Source organism: Sphingorhabdus sp. Alg231-15, assembly GCF_900149705.1.
Taxonomy (GTDB): Bacteria; Pseudomonadota; Alphaproteobacteria; order Sphingomonadales; family Sphingomonadaceae; genus Parasphingorhabdus.
In genome coordinates, this window is record NZ_LT703001.1 from 2,573,840 (window position 1) to 2,590,686 (window position 16,847).

Below are 16,847 nucleotides of genomic sequence, written 5' to 3' on the forward strand. Positions count from 1 at the left end.
CTAGGTTCCCATTGTAATCGCCTTGGCAAAGGCCGGTCTTTCAGTAATCCGCTGCACATAGGCCTTCAGGTTCGGCATATCATCGGTCACGCAGCCCAGGCGGTTGCTCATAAAAGCAGCATGGCCGAGCATGATATCCGCACCGGAGAAATTACCGATCAGATAATCCTTTCGTTCGAGGGCTTCGTCCACCGGTTTCCAAGCCTTGGTCAGCAGGCGCTTGGCCTGCTCACGCACGGTTTCGTCCTGTCGATCGGGCGGCAGCAATAATGTGTGAACCACGATGGTGTTGACCGGCGGCATCACCATGCCTTCGCAATAGTGAAACCATTGCAGGTAATAGGGGTAGTTCGGATCATCGACCGCCGGTTTCAAACCTCCGTTTTTGTGGCGCTCGAGGATATATTCGACGATCGCACCGGACTCATAAATCGACACATCGCCATCCTCTAGCACCGGAATACGCCCCAGCGGATGGCGACCGCGATGCTCATCCGATTTCAGATCCTTGGGATGAAAAGCCATGGCGTTAAGCTCATAGGGCAGTTCCAGCTCTTCAAGCAGCCAGCTGATCCGGCTGGCTCGGCTGTTCGGGGCGAAGTGCAGTTTGAGTGTCATGATATTATTTCCCTTGTGAAGCGGCGAGTTCTTTTGGAGTTACAAGGCCATCCTTGTTCGCGTCTACTCTTCCAAAGGCTGTGTCATAGGTGCCGAAGCGTTTGATCATCGACGCCCTGCCAATATCGTCGGCCGCATTGGCATCGATGAATTTTCGAAACTCGGACTTTGTCAGCTGGCCGTCTTTATCGCCATCGGCCTGACTGAAATTTTCCTGGGCGGCTTTGCTGTCTGCGGCGGCGTTTAGGGCGAGAGCCGGAGCTGCCATGGCCAGGGTAGAAATTGACACTAGAATTGAAAGACGCATAGCTACTCTCCTTTGTTGGACATGATTAGATCGCAATCATGATTCCGCGGCTTGGTGAAACATTGTTGTCAAGCATCTCCCTCCAGATCGCGGCGACTTCACTCGCACCCGATATCCTCTCGACCGCAATCTGGTCCGACACCGATTTGGCAATTTCGGCGCCGGCCTCAGAACCGCGTCGCCATATCTCGCCTGCACCCCATTCGGCATCGCGCTTGGCAATGTGTCCAGGGGCAAAGAAGAAGGTGGGCAAAGCACCCGGCAAGTTCTTGTCGCGTTTGCGCTCCGCCTCCCAGTGAGTAGCGCCGACGATACAGCTTTCAACCATGTTGTCGCCCATCAGTCGATGCAGTTCACCGGTGAGCGGGCCGTCGCCTGACATATCGATCCACGCTGATGGAAGGCTCCTGTCGATATCGTCTGCCTCGCCATAGGTCACAATCTGGTCGCAACAGCCCAGGTTTTCGACAAAGCCCACATTGCCGGACGATGTTAGACCCACAACTTTCTGGCTCACCTCTGGATCATTCTTGAGCAGGTGGGTTAGACCGAAGCCGGTCTTCGATGATACCGAACCGATAATGATCTGCTGCGCGCCGAAGAATGCGTTGTCGATCAGGTAATCGTAGAGAACAAAGGATGTGACGAAGAGCGGGAACAGAAGACAACGCTCATTTTCGAGGGATTGCAGAAATTCCGGTTCGCTCCGCGTCCGGCGATACTGATTGTAGAGCGCAGGAAGCTCGGCGCGGTGCGGCGCCTCGTCCATGAAGAAATCATCTGCCGTGCGACCGGGTTCCAGGATCACCTCGCTGGCCATCGGGAAGAAACCATATAGCCGTTCGCCTTCAGAAATGGCGTCGCTGCGTGATTCGACCACGTCCGCCATCGCCCAGCCGGGGACTTTGCCCCATGCGCCTTCGGCCGGAAAATATTTCCAATATCCGATCGCGTCACCAGAAACGGCATAGCTGACGTTATTCGCGGTCAGCCCCATCTTGTCGATGGCAACGCGGATCTGGCCGTTTTCAAGGGGTTTTTGGTCGCTTTCGACAATCCTTGTTTCGCGCAATTTGTCGCGGGTTACCCATAATTCAGTGACTTTAGTCATATCACCCGGTCTCCACTGATTTGAGGAAATTCAAGGCCTCGGCGGTATATTCTTGTGGCACATCCTCAAGCAGGAAATGGGACCCATCCTTGAGGATGACTGGTTCATGGTTCCGGGTTCCCGGAATGATTGGTCGCACACTATTGAAGCCCTGTGGGGCAACCTGGTCTTTGTCAGAGAAAAGATTGAGGAATGGCTTTTCAAGGTTTTTGAGCCTTTGCAATGCCTGCCAGTTTTCCGTCAAAATGGGATTGTCGTTGCGAGTTGGCAGCATCTGGGTGAACTGGCGGTTCCCGGTTAGATATCTTTTGTCGGGATATGGTGCTGCAAACCCTGCCACATCTGCATCGGGCATTTCGGACAGCACTAGCTTGCGCAGCGTTTTCCAATGTTCCCAGTTCTTCCGGAACCGAATATAGAGCTGAAAGCCCCGCAGCATCTTTGCGCCCTTACGTGCCATTTGTGTGATAGCCTCATCCGGGTCGCGTACAGGAAAGCCGGTGTTCGACATGATAACGCTGGCAATTCGGTCCTGATTATCGGCAATCGCGCGCAGACCGATAATCCCCCCCCAGTCATGCAGGATAAAATGGGCATTCTCCAAGTCGAGCTTTTCGAAGAGCGCTTCCTTCACCCATGCTTCGTGACGAGCGATTGTGTAGTCCCTCATCCTGGCCGGCTTGTCCGATCGCCCCATGCCGATCAGATCGATGGCAATGGCGCGGTATCCGTTCTCGGCGAGCACCGGGATCAGCTTACGCCACATATAGGACCATGTCGGATTGCCATGGATCATCACAACTGGCTGCCCATCGCGTGGCCCCTCATCGACATAAGCCAAACGCAGGGTGCTGCCTTCAAAATCCGATACATCCACGTAGTTCGCGGCGAACGGGTAGTCTGCCAGATTTTCAAAACACTCGTCTGGTGTGCGTAGAAACTCCATATCCGTTACCCTAGTTTAAGCAGCAATTTGCCGTGGTTTTTGCCATCAAAGATCATATCGAAGGCATTCGGAAAGTTTTCTATTCCCTCCACGATATGCTCACGAAATTTGATCCGACGCTCTTTCCATGCCGGAACAAGCCAATCGAGCGCTTCCGGAACGCGGTGCATATAGTCACGCATTGTAAAGCCGCGCATGGAGAGGCTGTGGGTTACAACAGTCATGAAGTTGGCCGGGCCGGCTGCGCTCGCGAAATCGCCATATTGAGAAATGCCGCCGCACACGACAATTCGGCCCTGATAATTCATCTGGTTCAATACAGCACTCAGAATGTCACCACCAACATTGTCAAAATAGAGGTCGATGCCGTCCGGGCAATTTGCGTTTAGCGCGGCACTGATATCCCCCTTTTTGTAATCAATTGCAGCGTCCAGACCCAGTTCATCAATCAGATAGCTGCATTTGTCCGGACCACCGGCAATGCCGACAACCCGTGCACCGGCCAGCTTGGCTATCTGGGCTGCAATACTGCCAACAGCACCTGATGCCGCAGATACTACCACCGTTTCGCCCTCTTTGGGTTGACCGATATCTGTCATGCCAAAATACCCGGTGTAGCCAGTCATGCCGAGACCAGAGAGAAATGTATGCGGAGGAACGCCGGGAATTCCGACCTTCCGCAAGTTCTCCTGTTTGAAAACACCATGCGTCTGTACACCGGTGAATCCTGTAACCTGATCGCCCACAGCAAGTCCTGTCGCCCGAGATTCGACTATCTCACCCACACCAAAGGCGCGCATGACGCCGCCCGGTTTTACTGGTGGCATATAGCTGCGCTTGTTGGTGATCCAGCCACGCATGCCTGGATCAATGGAAATATAGTCGAGCCGAACCAACACTTCCCCATCTTCAACGGGGCGAAGGGAATCATGGGTGACTCGCCAAATATCGCGTGCATTCCCGGTAGCTGGATAGTCTGACATCCGGATTTGTACTGGCTTTTTGTCTGTCATTCCGTTAGTCCGCGGCCTATTCATATATTGACACTATTAATGCTATAATAGCCGAAATTCCGCATATGGCAATTTCTTAATGACATTTATAGTGTCATATTATAATTTCATCCGTCATTGCCGTCCGAGGTTGGAGAAATTCCATGTTTAGAAAGATAAGTCTGGTTTTCGGTATTCTCATGCTCGTCGCGGTTGCATCTGTTTTCCTGTTCCAGAAACAAATCGGGCTGAGCCTGTTTCAGCGCGGACTGGATGCACGTATCGGCACGGACAATCTGGCCGGACTGGAAGATGGTCTGCATGTCGGTCTGTGCGGTACCGGGTCACCGTTGCCCAATCCGGATCGCGCCGGGCCTTGTAATATCGTGATTGCGGGTGACCAGATGTTTATCGTGGATATCGGCGAAGGCGGCGCTCGCAATCTTAATCTGATGGCGATTCCAGCTCCCGACGTGGAGGGCGTGTTGCTTACCCATTTCCATTCCGATCATATTGACGGCATGGGGCCGTTGATGCTGGCCTACTGGGTTCAGGGTGCATCGACGGCACCTCTTCCAGTACATGGCCCGACGGGTGTTGAAGCAATTGTGGAAGGCTTCAACGCTGCCTACACAACCGATAACAGCTACCGCACCGCTCATCATGGTGAGAAAATTGCTCCATCAACAGGCGGCGGCGTGGAAGCGCGTCCTTTTGAGATGACCGGCAGTACCGTGGTTATACTGGAAAAGAGCGGTCTCAAAATCACCGCTTTCAAGGTTGATCATGATCCGGTCGCACCCGCCGTCGGTTATCGGTTTGACTATAAAGATCGTTCTGTCTGCATCAGCGGGGACACAGCCAAATCTGATAATCTGGAACGCGTCTGCAAAGGAGTTGATCTGTTGGTCCATGAAGCGCTGGCGTCTCATATGGTCAAGCAGATGACGGGAGCATTGGAAAAGCGTGGATTGGAAAATGCTGCAATCATAACAAAGGACATATTGGACTACCATGCTACACCCGCTGAGGCGGCGGAATCAGCGCAGGCGGCGGGCGTGAAACAGCTGGTACTCAGCCATTTGGTCCCTCCCCTGCCAAGCGCTTATCTCTATCCCGCCTTTCTGGCAGATGCGCCGGAGAAATTTGACGGAGAAATTACCGTTGGTGAAGATCGTATGCTGTTCAGCCTGCCAGCAAACAAAACCAATATCGAACAGACACAGCTGAAATAGGATACGGACATGTACACAATTCACGGCGCACTCGGTTCTCCTTATTCGATGAAAATGCGGGCGTTGATGCGCTATCGCCGGATCACGCATGCCTGGAGCCATGGCAGTCACGTGCAGCAATTGGCGGCGGAGAAATCGCTCCCACCGGTCATTCCGGTTATCGAATATCCCGATGGCAGCTTCAAAAATGACAGCACGCCCGTGCTTTATGATCTGGAAGAGCGCCACAAGGAACGCGGCGTTGTGCCACCCGATCCTGCACAGGCGTTTATTGCACATTTGCTGGAGGATTTTGGCGATGAGTGGTTGACCAAAGCGATGTTTGGCTATCGCTGGCTAGAGGAAGTGGACCAAATCCAGATGAGCCGCTGGCTATCCTTTGACGCTTTGAAAGGCGGCAATTTGAAAACGAGCCAAAGCATGGCAAAGATTTTCCGCGAGCGGCAGGTAGGCCGGATGGGAATGGTCGGCTGTACGCGCGAAAATTTCCCGTTGATCGAAGACTCCACCCGCAGGGTTATGAAGGCGCTCGAAGACCATGTGGTGAACGAACATTACCTGTTTGGTTCGCGGCCTTCTTTGGCCGAAATCAGCATTTATGGACAGTTTTCCCAATTGGGTGTCGATCCGACAGCGCAAGCGATGATGCGCGCCGATTTTCCCTATACATTTCGTTGGTTACTCCATGTCGATGATATGTCGGGGATCGAGGGTGAATGGGATGATGCCAATGCACCGATCAAACCCGTCGCCTTAAAACTGTTGGCAGAGTTTGGCCGTGTCTATGTGCCGTTCCTTCTTGCCAATGAGGCAGCGATGGAAGCAGGCGAAGAAACGTTCAGCATGGAGGTTGACGGGCTTCCTTACTCACAAGGCACATTCAAATATCAGCTCAAATGCCTGAGAGAATTGCGTTATCGATACAGCAAGCTGGACGCCGATGCGCGGGCGAAGGTTGATCCGATATTGGATGAAAATAACTATTTGGAATTCTTGCAATGATGCGGCTTCAATCAACTCAGCTGCTCAAGATTTTTCTTGCATTCCTGATGTTAACAATCGCTTCCATGGGCACGACCGCCACTGCAAAGGCAGAGCAGATAGCGAATGACGCACGCGATGCAGTAATCATGCGAGTGTTGGACAAGTTCATGGATGGCTTGAACGAACTTGACCTTCAGAAGCATTTTGAGACCTATCACTTTCCGCATTTCCGTTATGCCAGTGGTACAATCAATATCTCTGAAAATGCCGAAGAGGCCATGCCATTCCTCAAATTATCGAAGGAACAGCAACGGCAAAATCTGTTAAAATTTCTTGGTCCCGAATGGGATCACAGCGCGTGGACTAGGCGCGATATTGTACAGGGAGATGAGTCCAAGGTTCATGTTGCCACCACCTTTGTGCGATTCCGTAAGGATGGCTCAAAGATCCAGGCTTATGAGTCTCTCTATGTCATTGTTTTTGAAAATGGTCGTTGGGGCATCAAAGGCCGGTCGAGTTTCGCGCCTTGACACGAACATCATACGTATTGGTTCGGATCGATTATCATGAGTAACAGTTTTACTGCCCGCCTCTTCCCGGCGCAATTCGACAATGTTTTTCGCGGACAGAAAATCGCCCTTTGGGTTTTCTATCCGTTCACCGCAATCACCCTGTGGCGCAGCCAGCATCATATGCTTGCCGCCGATGGCGGCGCGCAGAGTATTGCGACTATTCCGCTCGACAATTATTCTGATGGAGCAACCGCCACGATCATCGCCATTTTTGCGCAATGGGGCCTGATCCAGTTATTGCTGGGCATGCTGATGTTGCTGGCGGCTGTCCGTTATAAATCCATGGTGCCACTCTTGTGGCTGATTGTGCTTATGGAATGGATTGGGCGCGGATTGATCGGCCAGTTCAAACCAGTCGAAACTCTCGGCACTGCACCGGGCCAGATTGGCAATCTTGTCCTACCATTTGTCGCGTTGATGATGCTGGTTTTGGCGCTTTGGCCGGGAAAAAATGCCGAGAGCTAGAGAGATCCTGGCTTAGTCTTGATATTCAGCTGACCTTCAAGGCCCGCTACGCGGTGAACCGCAATCTTCTGATATTCGGGCGACATGATCATGGTCTTCATAGCTTCCAGCGACGGATATTCTGCCAGCGCAACCATATCCCAATTTTCCTCAACCTCGCCCAGCATCAATCCGGTGACCGGTCCGCTATAACGCGGCTTTGCACCAACGGCCGCAAGGCGTTCCACCACAGCAGCTCCATATAGAGCATAGGCTTCTGCCCCGCTAAGATCGGTGTCGCGGCCATCGGCATATTCAGCTTTGTCCTTGAATTTGAGCAGGTTGACCATGACGAACGCACCATCTTCTTCACCGCCGAAAAATTCCTGCATAAGTTCTGGCGAGGGGTTGACCTGATTGAAAACTTTCATGGGCGTGCTCCTATGACTTCATAAAGTTGATAATGGCTTTGGAAAGCTGTTCGGGTTGGTCTTCCTGAAGAAAATGGCCACCGCCTTTGATGGTAACATGATCGACGCCTTTCGCGCCGGGGATCCGTTCCTGAAATTGGGTTTCACCGCCCTTGGTCACGGGGTCGCCATCGCTGAAAGCTGTCAGCACAGGCCCCTCGAATTTTTCCAGCACGTCCCACGCCCGGTCATTGGCTTCGCGGTCGGGTTTATGATGCGGCATGAACGGGACGCAGGAGGGGAATTTTCGGGCCGCGGCACTATAGGTTTCGTCCGGATGCGGCGCGGTATAGCCGTCTAGGATCGCTTGATCGTCTATGCCGGAGAGCAGATTAAATACCTCGCCAACTGAAAATTCGGGGCTTTCTGCCGCATATTTGACCCAGAACATAAACGCGCCGGGCGAGCCACTTTCAAACTGTTCGCGTACCATTGCGGCGTCCGGCACCGGAATAGATTGATAGAGATTGCCCATCATCTCCGACATTTCTTCGCTGATCATCGCGGAAGACGGCAATCCGGTATTGGCAATGACCAGCCTGGCAAATCGATCGACATTATCAGCCACCACGCGCAGCCCGATGAGGCCGCCCCAGTCTTGACACATCAGGGTCACGTCCGAAATATCCATCGCCCGGAACCACTGGTTCATCCAGTCAACATGGCCTTGATAAGCATAATCATCGATATGTGATGGTTTGTCCGACTTGCCAAAGCCGATCAGGTCCGGTGCGATTACCCGGAAACCAGCACCGGTCAGGATCGGGATCATTTTCCGGTACAGATAGGACCATGAAGGCTGCCCGTGCATGCACAGGATAATCTCACCATCTCGCGGCCCTTCGTCGAGATAATGCAGCCGCAATGTGGTGCCATCGGCAGCGGTAATTTCAGAATAATGAGGTTCAAAATCGTAGCCGGCAAGATTTTCAAAACAGCTATCGGGAGTGCGCAAGACTTTCATGGTTAGTTTCCTATTCAATTATATTGGCACTATATATGTCATATTTTTCGAGTCAAATTTATTCAGCTTTGTGGCGCCGGCTTTTCATTGTCCACCAACCGGAATCCGATATGATTGGTGCCTAGCCCTCGCTCCTGAAACTGCCGTGCAGAGGGGCGATAGCGGGCGCAATAATTGGCGGCGCAAAGGAAGGATCCGCCTTTGATTACTTTCACACCTTCACTGGCATCGGCGCGCACGCCGTCTCCACTGGTCCATTCCCAGACATTACCCAGCATATCGTAGAGCCCGTAGCCATTGGGCTTGAAGCATCCCACTGGCGCGCGCGTTGTGAACCCATCTTCACCCAGATCCCTGGCCGGAAAAACACCCTGATAATAGTTCGCCTGCGGTGCTCCATTAGCATCTTTGGGTTCTGCGCGTGCAGCTTCGCCGCCGCGCGCAGCATATTCCCATTGCTCTTCGCTGGGCAGCTTCTTGCCCGCCCAATTGGCATAGGCTTGTGCATCGTCATAGGCGATCTGTACTACTGGCACCTGGTCTTTGCCGGTGATATTCTTATCTGATCCCGAAGGATTGCGCCACTGCGCCCCGGTTTCCCAGCGCCACCAGCGCGGATCATCATCGCTTGGCACATTGAATACAGCGGAACCCGGCACCAGCATTTCCGGTGGCGCGCCTTTTAACTTCGGGGGATCGCGTTCAGCTAGCGTCTTGTAGCCCGTTTCCTTCGCAAAGGCCGCGAATTCGGCATTGGTGACTTCGTGACTATCCATCCAGAAGCCATCCACACGGATTTCGCGCGGCGGGCCTTCTTCACGGTAACGCGGATTTTCTCCCATGGTAAAACTGCCGCCAGGAACCCAGATCATCTTGTTAGTGATCAGGCCCTGACATTGGCTGACTTCGACCGCTTCCGTGGACTGATCATCTTCCGCGGCACCGCAACCGACAATCAGAAACGTTACCACCGCTATCCAGCAACGCATGACTCAATCGTCAATCTGCGCAGCAAGATCACTGACCATTTGCGACATGGTGGCAATAACCCGCTTGTTGCTGAGCCCTTCATCCTGACGAAAAAGCCGCCAGCTATCAAAGCTAGTCGCGAGCAATATCGCGTGACTGCGTTGCTTGTCTTTCTGAACAAATTTGGGCAGAATCCTGTTTAAAGAATCCTTCTCAAATTTCAGCAATCGCTTGTAATTTGACATTAATAATTCCGAGCGAAACCGGGCTATTGAGGTCATGATCCGGTGGGTATAAGTGGCCTCGTTCACTTTCGCGCGGCGCGCGATCAATTCGATCAATTGTTCCTGCCAATCGCCCGACTTATAAGGCGCGGTCAGAAAAGACCCCCATTTTGCGTTCAAAATGCCATCAATCTCTGCATATAGTGAGTCCATGTCGTCAAAATGGCGAAAGACCGACCGCAATCCAACACCCGCACGTTTTGCAACCCTCGCAGCACTGGGCGATGGATCGCCAGACTCAATCAATTCCATGAAAGCTTTGACGATTTTTGCGCGGCTCGCCTGGCTGCGTTGACGGCGGCCATCGGGATGGGGTTTTTCATGCTCTGTTTGCATCTTCTTCGATGTGGTTTGCTTTGCCATAGTCTTCCTTTTGATTGGGCTCTAGCAATGGCCAGCCACTGTGCCAAAATATTTATTGGCTCTCATTGCTGATCAAGTTCTAAGTGCTGCAGCGCGCCTCCGGATTTCGGCGGAGATCAGCCACAGCCTGTCCTGCCCCCATACGGCCAGATCAGGCTCGCGATCTGGACCGCTTAACTTATAACTCGGCACACCCCAAAGCCCCAGGCCATCAACCATTTCATCCTGATGACGTTCCACCATTGGTTTCCACTCATCGCTGCCGAGATATTTTGATGCTTGATCCCAATCTAGGCCCGCCGCTTCGACAGCTTGCTTCAACCCTTTTGTGGTGTGCAATGGCAGGCCTTGTGAAAAGGCATGATGCAGCAGGGATGACATCAATGCTTCATCCTTGCCCTGTTTCATCGCCCAGGGAAACAGCGAGTAAGCAAGCCTGGTTGGCTCGCCAATCGGTGTCATCACCGGACCAAAATTCACCCCCAGAAATTGCCCTTCGCGCCAGGTATCAAACATGATGTACATGCCCTTGGCGCGGGTCGCAGGTACACCGCGCATAATCATCGGCAGGACGGGTTTGTGATTGAACCGGATGCCGCATTCGTTTTTGAGCGCTATCGTGCAGTCATAGATGATCGAGGTGTAAGGCGAGTTGAGCGAGGGATAGAAATCGAGCGTCAATCCGCTGGCATCCACGCCGCTGACATTAATATCGGGGCGCGGGCAGATGAAAGGCAGATCGGGGGCTTCGCAAACACCCAGATCGCGCAGGCGTTGTTCCAGATGGAACAACCGGTCCACGCCCCAATACCATTCACCTGCATAATAGAATGTCGCACCGGAATAATGCCCGAGTTCAGCGAGGCGCTCACTACCCTTCTTCAAAATCTCATCCATTGTAGAACCGCCAAGGCCAATCTTGGTCTTTCCACTCCACAGCTCTGTGCTTTCATCGAACAGCGCGGCTGTAAATTTTTCATCTGATTTGTTGGACAACGACAGGGCACTTGCCATTTGACTACCGATATTCGGCTGAACCGGCGCTTCGTGGGGGAACTCTAATCCATAATAGGGCGCAATCAATTCCGCATCACGCCGTGCCCATGCCGCGAGTTTCTCCGCTTCCGGCTGGTTCTTGCCGCCAGATGCGCGGATCAGATGCGGCTTGATCACGACGTCATAGCGCTCCGCAAAGATCGCCAGCACTTGTGCGGTCAAATGCGAATAGGGGTCATCCAGCTGGTGGAAATATTCCACCACATGCGGATCACCGCTACGCTGCCGCTTCTTTTCCGCTTTCGCGCGGCGTTTGTTGACATGCTTGAGGTCAGAGACGCTATCAAACTGCCGCCGCATCAGGTGACGCAGCCAGCCCGGCGGATCGACCATCAGACGGGGATTGGGATTTTTGTCAGGCTCCAGCATCGGTGTCACGTTTCCTGTTCTGTCGCAAGCCGATCAGCTTCCAACCGACAAAACCCAGGATCAGAAAAAGCATTCCCAGCATCAAACGCACCTGTACAAAAGTGATTGTCGGCCGCGTTATAAACACCTCTGTATGCGCCAGCGATGCGCTTTTATACTTGTTGCCCCCGACCATCCGCTCGTCACCGACCATATCAAGCAGATCGCGCAAGGAACGGTATCGCACCACGGCAACCCGATCGATCCGTTCACCATATTTACCAAGCATCAATCCGGCACGTTCGCTCACAAAAACCGGATGACCACCGCGTTTTAACAGCAAGGGAATGACAATCTCACCATATCGCGCCTCGGCTTCCTTTGCCTTCGCGCCCTTGTTGCGGATTTCCAGATTAACCGCGTAAAATTCCTTGCCGTCATCATGGGGCAGCATGGTCCTTAGATTGCGGCTCATACTACCTTCGGGGGTGTCTTCGAATTTGACGCCGTGTACATGCTCAATTTGATTGAGCATCTTTTCACCCTCGGCCTGCGTGATCGGATCGCCATTGCCGCCATACCAGACCCAGAAGCTACAATAGAGCAGCGCTAGCGTGCCCAGCCAGATCCCTTTTGCTCTATTCATATCGTTCTGCTCATATCGTCCTCGTAACGTCGCGCCTAATTCTGCCAGTAGATAATTTCGTCGCCATCCTGATATTCTTCAGCCAGCGATTTATCGATCATTACCGGCATCGATGTTGCGGCGGGATATAGCAATTTACGATCTTTCAAATGCTTCACCAGCAATCCTTGTAAGCGCTTGGCCACAGCCGGTTCCTGTTTGATCAGATTTTTCTGTTCGGTGGGATCATCTGCCAGATTGAACAGCCATTTTTTGCCCTGCCTTTGGTCGGTCTGGAATTTCCAGTCTCCTGCTCGCACCGCCTGATATTTCCCGCTTTGCCAGAAAATCGCATTATCCGGCCTGTCGATAGGGCCGGTACCGCGCGCTATCGGAAGCAAATTTACGCCGTCAATCTCACGGTCCGGTAGAGACACGCCGGTCGCGGCCGCAATGGTCGTGAAAAGATCAATATGTGTCACGGGTTTTGATATTTCGCGCCCGCTGGGCAAACCTGCTGGCCAGCGGATCATCATCGGCACGCGCACTCCGCCTTCAAACAAAGACAGTTTCCAACCGCGATAGGGCGCGTTTACTTCAGGCAACCCGATATAGCCTGCTCCGCCATTGTCGCTGGTAAAAATCACTATTGTATTGTCCGCTAACCCTTCGGCCTCGAGCTTGTCGAGCACTTGCCCTACACTGCGGTCAAGCGCCCGGATCATCGCCGCATAGACGCGCAAACGATGCGGCTTGATATCGCCAACCGCTTCGTAATCGGCACGCGTCGCTTGAAGCGGGGTATGCGGGGCCCAGTGGCCCATATAGAGAAAGAATGGCCGGTTACGGTTTGCCTCAATGGCCTCAAGCGATTCTTGCGTCCACCAATCGGTTAGATACCCTCCAGGCTGGAACAATTCGGAGCGATTGAATGAACCTGCAAAACGCTGCGAGGCCCAAAGGAAGCGATCGATAGGGTCAAATTCGACCTTGGCATTGACGACATCAGGGCTATCCTCGGGCAAATAAAGCCCCTCGTTCATGAGCAAGCTTTCATCGAAACCTTGCGATCTAGCATCTAGTTTTTCGCTGCTTCCCATATGCCATTTGCCGATATGGATGCTGTGATAACCCTTGTTTTTCAGCATTTCTGCGACGGTAATTTCTTCAGATGGCAGCCCCTGTTCTTCGTAAGACGGGCGCTGGGCCGCTGCATCGGCATCAAGACTTCCGGAAGGCATATCCGGTCGGATGTCACCGGAAACCGAATTGACCACGCGCCCCATGCTGGCCGGCGTAGGTGTAAATTCAAATCCGGTATGTGTCGGATACCGCCCGGTCATCAACATCCCGCGTGACGGCGAGCAAGTCGCGTTACCAGCATAGCCTTGCGTAAAATTCACACCTTCCTTGGCAATACGGTCGATATTAGGCGTTGGCACCAGACCGCCCGCTACGCCGCCGCCATAAAGAGATATATCATTTATGCCAAGATCATCGGCAAGGATCAGGACAACATTGGGAGGCCTTTGATCGGCTGCCACGGCAGCGATATTCGGCCCTTGCTGCCAGTTAATGCTCGGCGTTTGGGTATTTATCTCTGGCTGGTCACGGTTCTTGACGCCCCAAAGGATCAAATCAGTTCGAAAAATATAGGCAAGCCCTGCGACCATGGCCAGAACCAGAACAATGCTGCCCGTTATTTTCTGCCAGCGCTTCATAACCATCTCTGCCTCTATTTAATATATTGGCACTTATAGTGCTATATTAGTAAACGCGTCAAGCGCCGATGGAACTCACTGCCCCGACATCCTTTGGGAGAGAATCTTTAGTCCGAGGCGACAAGCGAAGAGTAGGAAAGGCTTCATAACTTGACAAAAAAGACGGCCGGTTCCCCAACCGGCCGCCTCGTTTGATCCAACGGGAGAGAAGGATCAAAATCCACTTCGGTTTAGAATTTGCCGCGGGCGGTTACACCAAACATCCTTGGTTCCTGTGGGAAAGCCGAACGAGAGCCGGAACGCAATGTGGTACTAAAGGTAACACCGCGGGTAACTTCATTGGTCAAGTTGGTGACCCAGAATTCCAAGCCCCATGCATCTTCAGCGTCACCAATACCGGCACGCAGATTGACCTTGATATTGCCATCCTGAACATCAAACGGCAGCAATGGTGTGTTGCCGAGCGCTGCCGCAGTTGTTGGCGGTGTCGATGGCTGGGTTGACGTCCGGCGATCGCTTTCCATCCGGATTTGACCGTTCAGGAAGAAGTTCAGGCTATCGCCAATGGTGTTCTTGTACGTAGCACCCATGATACCGACATATTTTGGAGCATTGGTGAGCGGAGCATTACAAAGGTTTTGCACCCGCAAAGGATTAGCGGCTGTTGCACAGTCACCCGGATATTTCGCATCGACAATCGTCAGGCCGCCATTGATGGTGAAATGATCGCTGGGCCGAATAACTGTTTCAATTTCAACACCAACAGATTCTGCTTTCGGTACGTTGAAGGTCTGGAATTGGGCACCGGTAAATTCAAGCACCTGGAAGTTCGAGAATTCTTCGATAAACGCTGCAACGTTGAGAGTAACCGCATTGTCAAGAAACTTGCCTTTGAAACCAATTTCATAAGCATCAACTTCCTCTGAGGCAAAGCGCGGGTCTGCCCCGCCAATGGCAGCAGTGGTATCGAGGTTGAAACCGCCTGATTTATAACCATGGGTAAAGCTGGCATAGACATTGATCGGCGACGCAAATTCATAAGATACCTTGCCGGTATATATTAGCTCGTTGTCCTTAAATGTACCGTTGAAAGTCCGTGGCAACGGCAACACCGCCGATGCCGCCAGATCAGCTGGCGCGACAAACGGGAAACAACCTGTGATCAAAAGGGTCGGCACCAATGCACCCGGAATTCTCGGCTGCCCCGGCGCCAGCGGCCCGCCAGCAACATTGTTGACAATGCCGCCACATGCGCCTGGATTAGAAGCCAGTTGTTCAAAACCGCCATCTTTGGTTTCGTCAGAATAGCGAAGACCAAGCGTTAGTTTCAAGCCTTCGGCAACTTCAAGTGTATTATGCGTAAAGATCGACCAGCTCTGGCTGCTTTGGGTAAAGCGATTGGTTGAACTTGTGCCCGCAGGATTCAGGCCACCGGAAAATAACGCTATTGGCGCCGGGCCCGCCGAACCTTGCAACAAAGCACCAACAAACTGATCCCATTGCGTACCGAGGGTGCTGGTTGCCACCTGATCGATATCCTCATCAGAATAATAGGCACCGACGAGCCAGTCGAGAGCACCGTCAAAAGCTTCGCCCTGAATACGTAACTCGTGAGTCATTGTATCGATACTGGTACCATTAGGTACAGGGCCTACCGCCGTACCAACATTGAACAAATCAAGAGCCGTAAAATCGGAGTCAGAAGTGTTGCTCGCATTAAACTCGCGATAGGAACCAATATAGATGATGTCGGCACTGTCACTGATCGGGAAATCGATCTCGCCAGTGATACCCCACTGGTCAATCGCGTTGGTTGGCACAAAGCTTTGAGAAGCAATGCGGTCATCTAACGCGGTCTCAGCTGCCGTAGTGTCAAACGGGCTTGTGGATCCATTTGGTTGGAAATTACCACCGGTTGCGCCGAGACCCGAAGCAGCGAATACACCGCCTGTCTCCAGAGGAGATCTCAGCAATTCAACTGGAGCACAGCAATTGCCATTAATCTCGGAATAATCACCGATCAAGCGAACTGTGAAACCGCTGTCGCTTTCATAGCCAAGCTGGCCGCGAACCAAAAACTGATCAATTTCGTTAGATCGCCCAACTGTACCAGTTGCGTCTACAACACGAACAAAACCATCGCGCTGACGATAAGCGCCGGTTACCCGAAGGGCCAAGGTGTCTTGAATCAGCGGTGCATTCACAGCACCTTGAACACTGATCAGATCATAATTGCCGTAGCTTGCATTTACAAAGCCGCCAAACTCATTGAGATCGGGGCGTTTGGTGGTGATATTCAATGCGCCGGCCGATGTATTGCGCCCAAATAAAGTCCCTTGCGGCCCGCGCAAGACTTCAACGCGCTCTACGTCCACAAACTCTGAAAGCGCAACGCCCGGGCGTGATTGATATGCGCCGTCGATAAAGATGCCCACAGCAGATTCAAAACCAATGTTATTCGAAGTGGTACCAACACCGCGGATACGAAGCACGTTCGTGCCCGCTGTGTTTTGCGCGTTTGAGGTCGAGAAGCTGGCCGAAACCTGCGAAATCTGTGTGACGTTAACAACGCCCTGCCGTTCCAGTTGAACCGGGCTAACCGCAGTCACGGCGAGCGGAATATCCTGCACGTCCTGCGCACGGCGCTGAGCGGTCACGATGATAACGCTATCATCAGTTTCTTCTGCGGCACCATCCTGTGCAAAGGCTGGTGTACTCATAGCGGTACTGCACAGTGCCGCCAAAACGAGTTGCTTTGTAAATTTCATGTTGTTCTCTCCCATATAATATAGCATCGTTCGTGCCATTATATATTGGCATGAATAATGTCGTTACATG

At 52.6% G+C, this 16,847-nt stretch carries 17 protein-coding genes; 4 read left to right on the plus strand and 13 right to left on the minus strand.

Annotation, left to right across the window (positions count from 1 at the left end; genetic code table 11):
• The 5 genes from DG177_RS12760 to DG177_RS12780 are packed head-to-tail and all read right to left on the minus strand — an operon-like array spanning position 1 to position 3,995.
• The gene (locus tag DG177_RS12760; RefSeq protein ID WP_108811822.1) at positions 1 to 618 is read right to left on the minus strand and encodes a glutathione S-transferase N-terminal domain-containing protein; all 618 of its coding nucleotides are present in this window, start codon (positions 616 to 618) and stop codon (positions 1 to 3) included.
• 4 nt (positions 619 to 622) lie between these two features.
• Complete coding sequence (locus DG177_RS12765; RefSeq protein ID WP_108811823.1) at positions 623 to 925, minus strand: hypothetical protein; 303 nt, start codon at positions 923 to 925, stop codon at positions 623 to 625.
• Between the two features lie 25 nt (positions 926 to 950).
• Positions 951 to 2,036 (minus strand): DUF2855 family protein, encoded by a 1,086-nt coding sequence (locus tag DG177_RS12770; protein ID WP_108811824.1) that lies wholly within the window; start codon positions 2,034 to 2,036, stop codon positions 951 to 953.
• Position 2,037: 1 nt separating this feature from the next.
• Positions 2,038 to 2,982 carry a haloalkane dehalogenase gene (locus tag DG177_RS12775; RefSeq protein ID WP_108811825.1) on the minus strand — a complete coding sequence of 315 codons (945 nt, stop codon included), beginning with the start codon at positions 2,980 to 2,982 and terminating at the stop codon, positions 2,038 to 2,040.
• A gap of 5 nt (positions 2,983 to 2,987) precedes the next feature.
• Entirely contained in the window at positions 2,988 to 3,995 is a 1,008-nt protein-coding gene (locus DG177_RS12780; RefSeq protein WP_337658812.1) for an NADP-dependent oxidoreductase, read from the minus strand.
• A 143-nt stretch (positions 3,996 to 4,138) separates the two neighbouring features.
• Between DG177_RS12780 and DG177_RS12785 the strand changes: the two genes are divergently transcribed.
• The 4 genes from DG177_RS12785 to DG177_RS12800 are packed head-to-tail and all read left to right on the plus strand — an operon-like array spanning position 4,139 to position 7,230.
• Positions 4,139 to 5,209, plus strand: coding sequence for an MBL fold metallo-hydrolase (locus DG177_RS12785; RefSeq protein ID WP_108811827.1), 1,071 nt, complete (start codon positions 4,139 to 4,141; stop codon positions 5,207 to 5,209).
• Positions 5,210 to 5,218: 9 nt separating this feature from the next.
• Positions 5,219 to 6,211, plus strand: coding sequence for a glutathione S-transferase N-terminal domain-containing protein (locus tag DG177_RS12790; RefSeq protein WP_108811828.1), 993 nt, complete (start codon positions 5,219 to 5,221; stop codon positions 6,209 to 6,211).
• Positions 6,208 to 6,723 carry a hypothetical protein gene (locus tag DG177_RS12795; protein ID WP_108811829.1) on the plus strand — a complete coding sequence of 172 codons (516 nt, stop codon included), beginning with the start codon at positions 6,208 to 6,210 and terminating at the stop codon, positions 6,721 to 6,723. The genes DG177_RS12790 and DG177_RS12795 overlap by 4 nt, the downstream gene beginning before the upstream one ends.
• Before the next feature lie 36 nt (positions 6,724 to 6,759).
• Positions 6,760 to 7,230: a hypothetical protein gene (locus DG177_RS12800; RefSeq protein ID WP_108811830.1), complete on the plus strand. Its 471-nt coding sequence runs from the start codon at positions 6,760 to 6,762 to the stop codon at positions 7,228 to 7,230.
• On the opposite strand, the gene DG177_RS12805 is transcribed toward DG177_RS12800, so the two are convergent.
• The 8 genes from DG177_RS12805 to DG177_RS12840 all read right to left on the minus strand — a co-directional run bounded on the left by DG177_RS12805 (position 7,227) and on the right by DG177_RS12840 (position 16,777).
• Entirely contained in the window at positions 7,227 to 7,640 is a 414-nt protein-coding gene (locus tag DG177_RS12805; protein ID WP_108811831.1) for a DUF1330 domain-containing protein, read from the minus strand. The genes DG177_RS12800 and DG177_RS12805 overlap by 4 nt on opposite strands.
• A gap of 10 nt (positions 7,641 to 7,650) precedes the next feature.
• A complete protein-coding gene (locus tag DG177_RS12810; RefSeq protein ID WP_108811832.1) occupies positions 7,651 to 8,643 on the minus strand; it encodes a haloalkane dehalogenase in 993 nt (330 codons plus the stop codon).
• A gap of 62 nt (positions 8,644 to 8,705) precedes the next feature.
• Positions 8,706 to 9,632, minus strand: a complete 927-nt coding sequence (locus DG177_RS12815) for a formylglycine-generating enzyme family protein (protein ID WP_337658813.1) — start codon at positions 9,630 to 9,632, stop codon at positions 8,706 to 8,708.
• A 3-nt stretch (positions 9,633 to 9,635) separates the two neighbouring features.
• Entirely contained in the window at positions 9,636 to 10,259 is a 624-nt protein-coding gene (locus tag DG177_RS12820) for a TetR/AcrR family transcriptional regulator (RefSeq protein ID WP_108811833.1), read from the minus strand.
• 72 nt (positions 10,260 to 10,331) lie between these two features.
• Positions 10,332 to 11,684: a DsbA family protein gene (locus tag DG177_RS12825; RefSeq protein ID WP_108811834.1), complete on the minus strand. Its 1,353-nt coding sequence runs from the start codon at positions 11,682 to 11,684 to the stop codon at positions 10,332 to 10,334.
• The gene (locus DG177_RS12830) at positions 11,671 to 12,309 is read right to left on the minus strand and encodes a hypothetical protein (protein WP_108811835.1); all 639 of its coding nucleotides are present in this window, start codon (positions 12,307 to 12,309) and stop codon (positions 11,671 to 11,673) included. The genes DG177_RS12825 and DG177_RS12830 overlap by 14 nt, the downstream gene beginning before the upstream one ends.
• A 35-nt stretch (positions 12,310 to 12,344) precedes the next feature.
• The gene (locus DG177_RS12835) at positions 12,345 to 14,009 is read right to left on the minus strand and encodes a sulfatase-like hydrolase/transferase (RefSeq protein ID WP_108811836.1); all 1,665 of its coding nucleotides are present in this window, start codon (positions 14,007 to 14,009) and stop codon (positions 12,345 to 12,347) included.
• A gap of 230 nt (positions 14,010 to 14,239) precedes the next feature.
• Complete coding sequence (locus DG177_RS12840; protein WP_108811837.1) at positions 14,240 to 16,777, minus strand: TonB-dependent receptor domain-containing protein; 2,538 nt, start codon at positions 16,775 to 16,777, stop codon at positions 14,240 to 14,242.
• Positions 16,778 to 16,847 lie beyond the last annotated feature (70 nt).

Coding starts and splice junctions, on each gene's coding strand:
- DG177_RS12820 (WP_108811833.1), bottom strand. CDS start 10,259: ATGGCAAAGCAAACCACATCGAAGAAGATGCAAACAGAGCATGAAAAA.
- DG177_RS12780 (WP_337658812.1), bottom strand. CDS start 3,995: ATGACAGACAAAAAGCCAGTACAAATCCGGATGTCAGACTATCCAGCT.
- DG177_RS12775 (WP_108811825.1), bottom strand. CDS start 2,982: ATGGAGTTTCTACGCACACCAGACGAGTGTTTTGAAAATCTGGCAGAC.
- DG177_RS12785 (WP_108811827.1), top strand. CDS start 4,139: ATGTTTAGAAAGATAAGTCTGGTTTTCGGTATTCTCATGCTCGTCGCG.
- DG177_RS12815 (WP_337658813.1), bottom strand. CDS start 9,632: ATGCGTTGCTGGATAGCGGTGGTAACGTTTCTGATTGTCGGTTGCGGT.
- DG177_RS12790 (WP_108811828.1), top strand. CDS start 5,219: ATGTACACAATTCACGGCGCACTCGGTTCTCCTTATTCGATGAAAATG.
- DG177_RS12795 (WP_108811829.1), top strand. CDS start 6,208: ATGATGCGGCTTCAATCAACTCAGCTGCTCAAGATTTTTCTTGCATTC.
- DG177_RS12770 (WP_108811824.1), bottom strand. CDS start 2,036: ATGACTAAAGTCACTGAATTATGGGTAACCCGCGACAAATTGCGCGAA.
- DG177_RS12835 (WP_108811836.1), bottom strand. CDS start 14,009: ATGAAGCGCTGGCAGAAAATAACGGGCAGCATTGTTCTGGTTCTGGCC.
- DG177_RS12765 (WP_108811823.1), bottom strand. CDS start 925: ATGCGTCTTTCAATTCTAGTGTCAATTTCTACCCTGGCCATGGCAGCT.
- DG177_RS12805 (WP_108811831.1), bottom strand. CDS start 7,640: ATGAAAGTTTTCAATCAGGTCAACCCCTCGCCAGAACTTATGCAGGAA.
- DG177_RS12825 (WP_108811834.1), bottom strand. CDS start 11,684: ATGCTGGAGCCTGACAAAAATCCCAATCCCCGTCTGATGGTCGATCCG.
- DG177_RS12840 (WP_108811837.1), bottom strand. CDS start 16,777: ATGAAATTTACAAAGCAACTCGTTTTGGCGGCACTGTGCAGTACCGCT.
- DG177_RS12830 (WP_108811835.1), bottom strand. CDS start 12,309: ATGAATAGAGCAAAAGGGATCTGGCTGGGCACGCTAGCGCTGCTCTAT.
- DG177_RS12760 (WP_108811822.1), bottom strand. CDS start 618: ATGACACTCAAACTGCACTTCGCCCCGAACAGCCGAGCCAGCCGGATC.
- DG177_RS12800 (WP_108811830.1), top strand. CDS start 6,760: ATGAGTAACAGTTTTACTGCCCGCCTCTTCCCGGCGCAATTCGACAAT.
- DG177_RS12810 (WP_108811832.1), bottom strand. CDS start 8,643: ATGAAAGTCTTGCGCACTCCCGATAGCTGTTTTGAAAATCTTGCCGGC.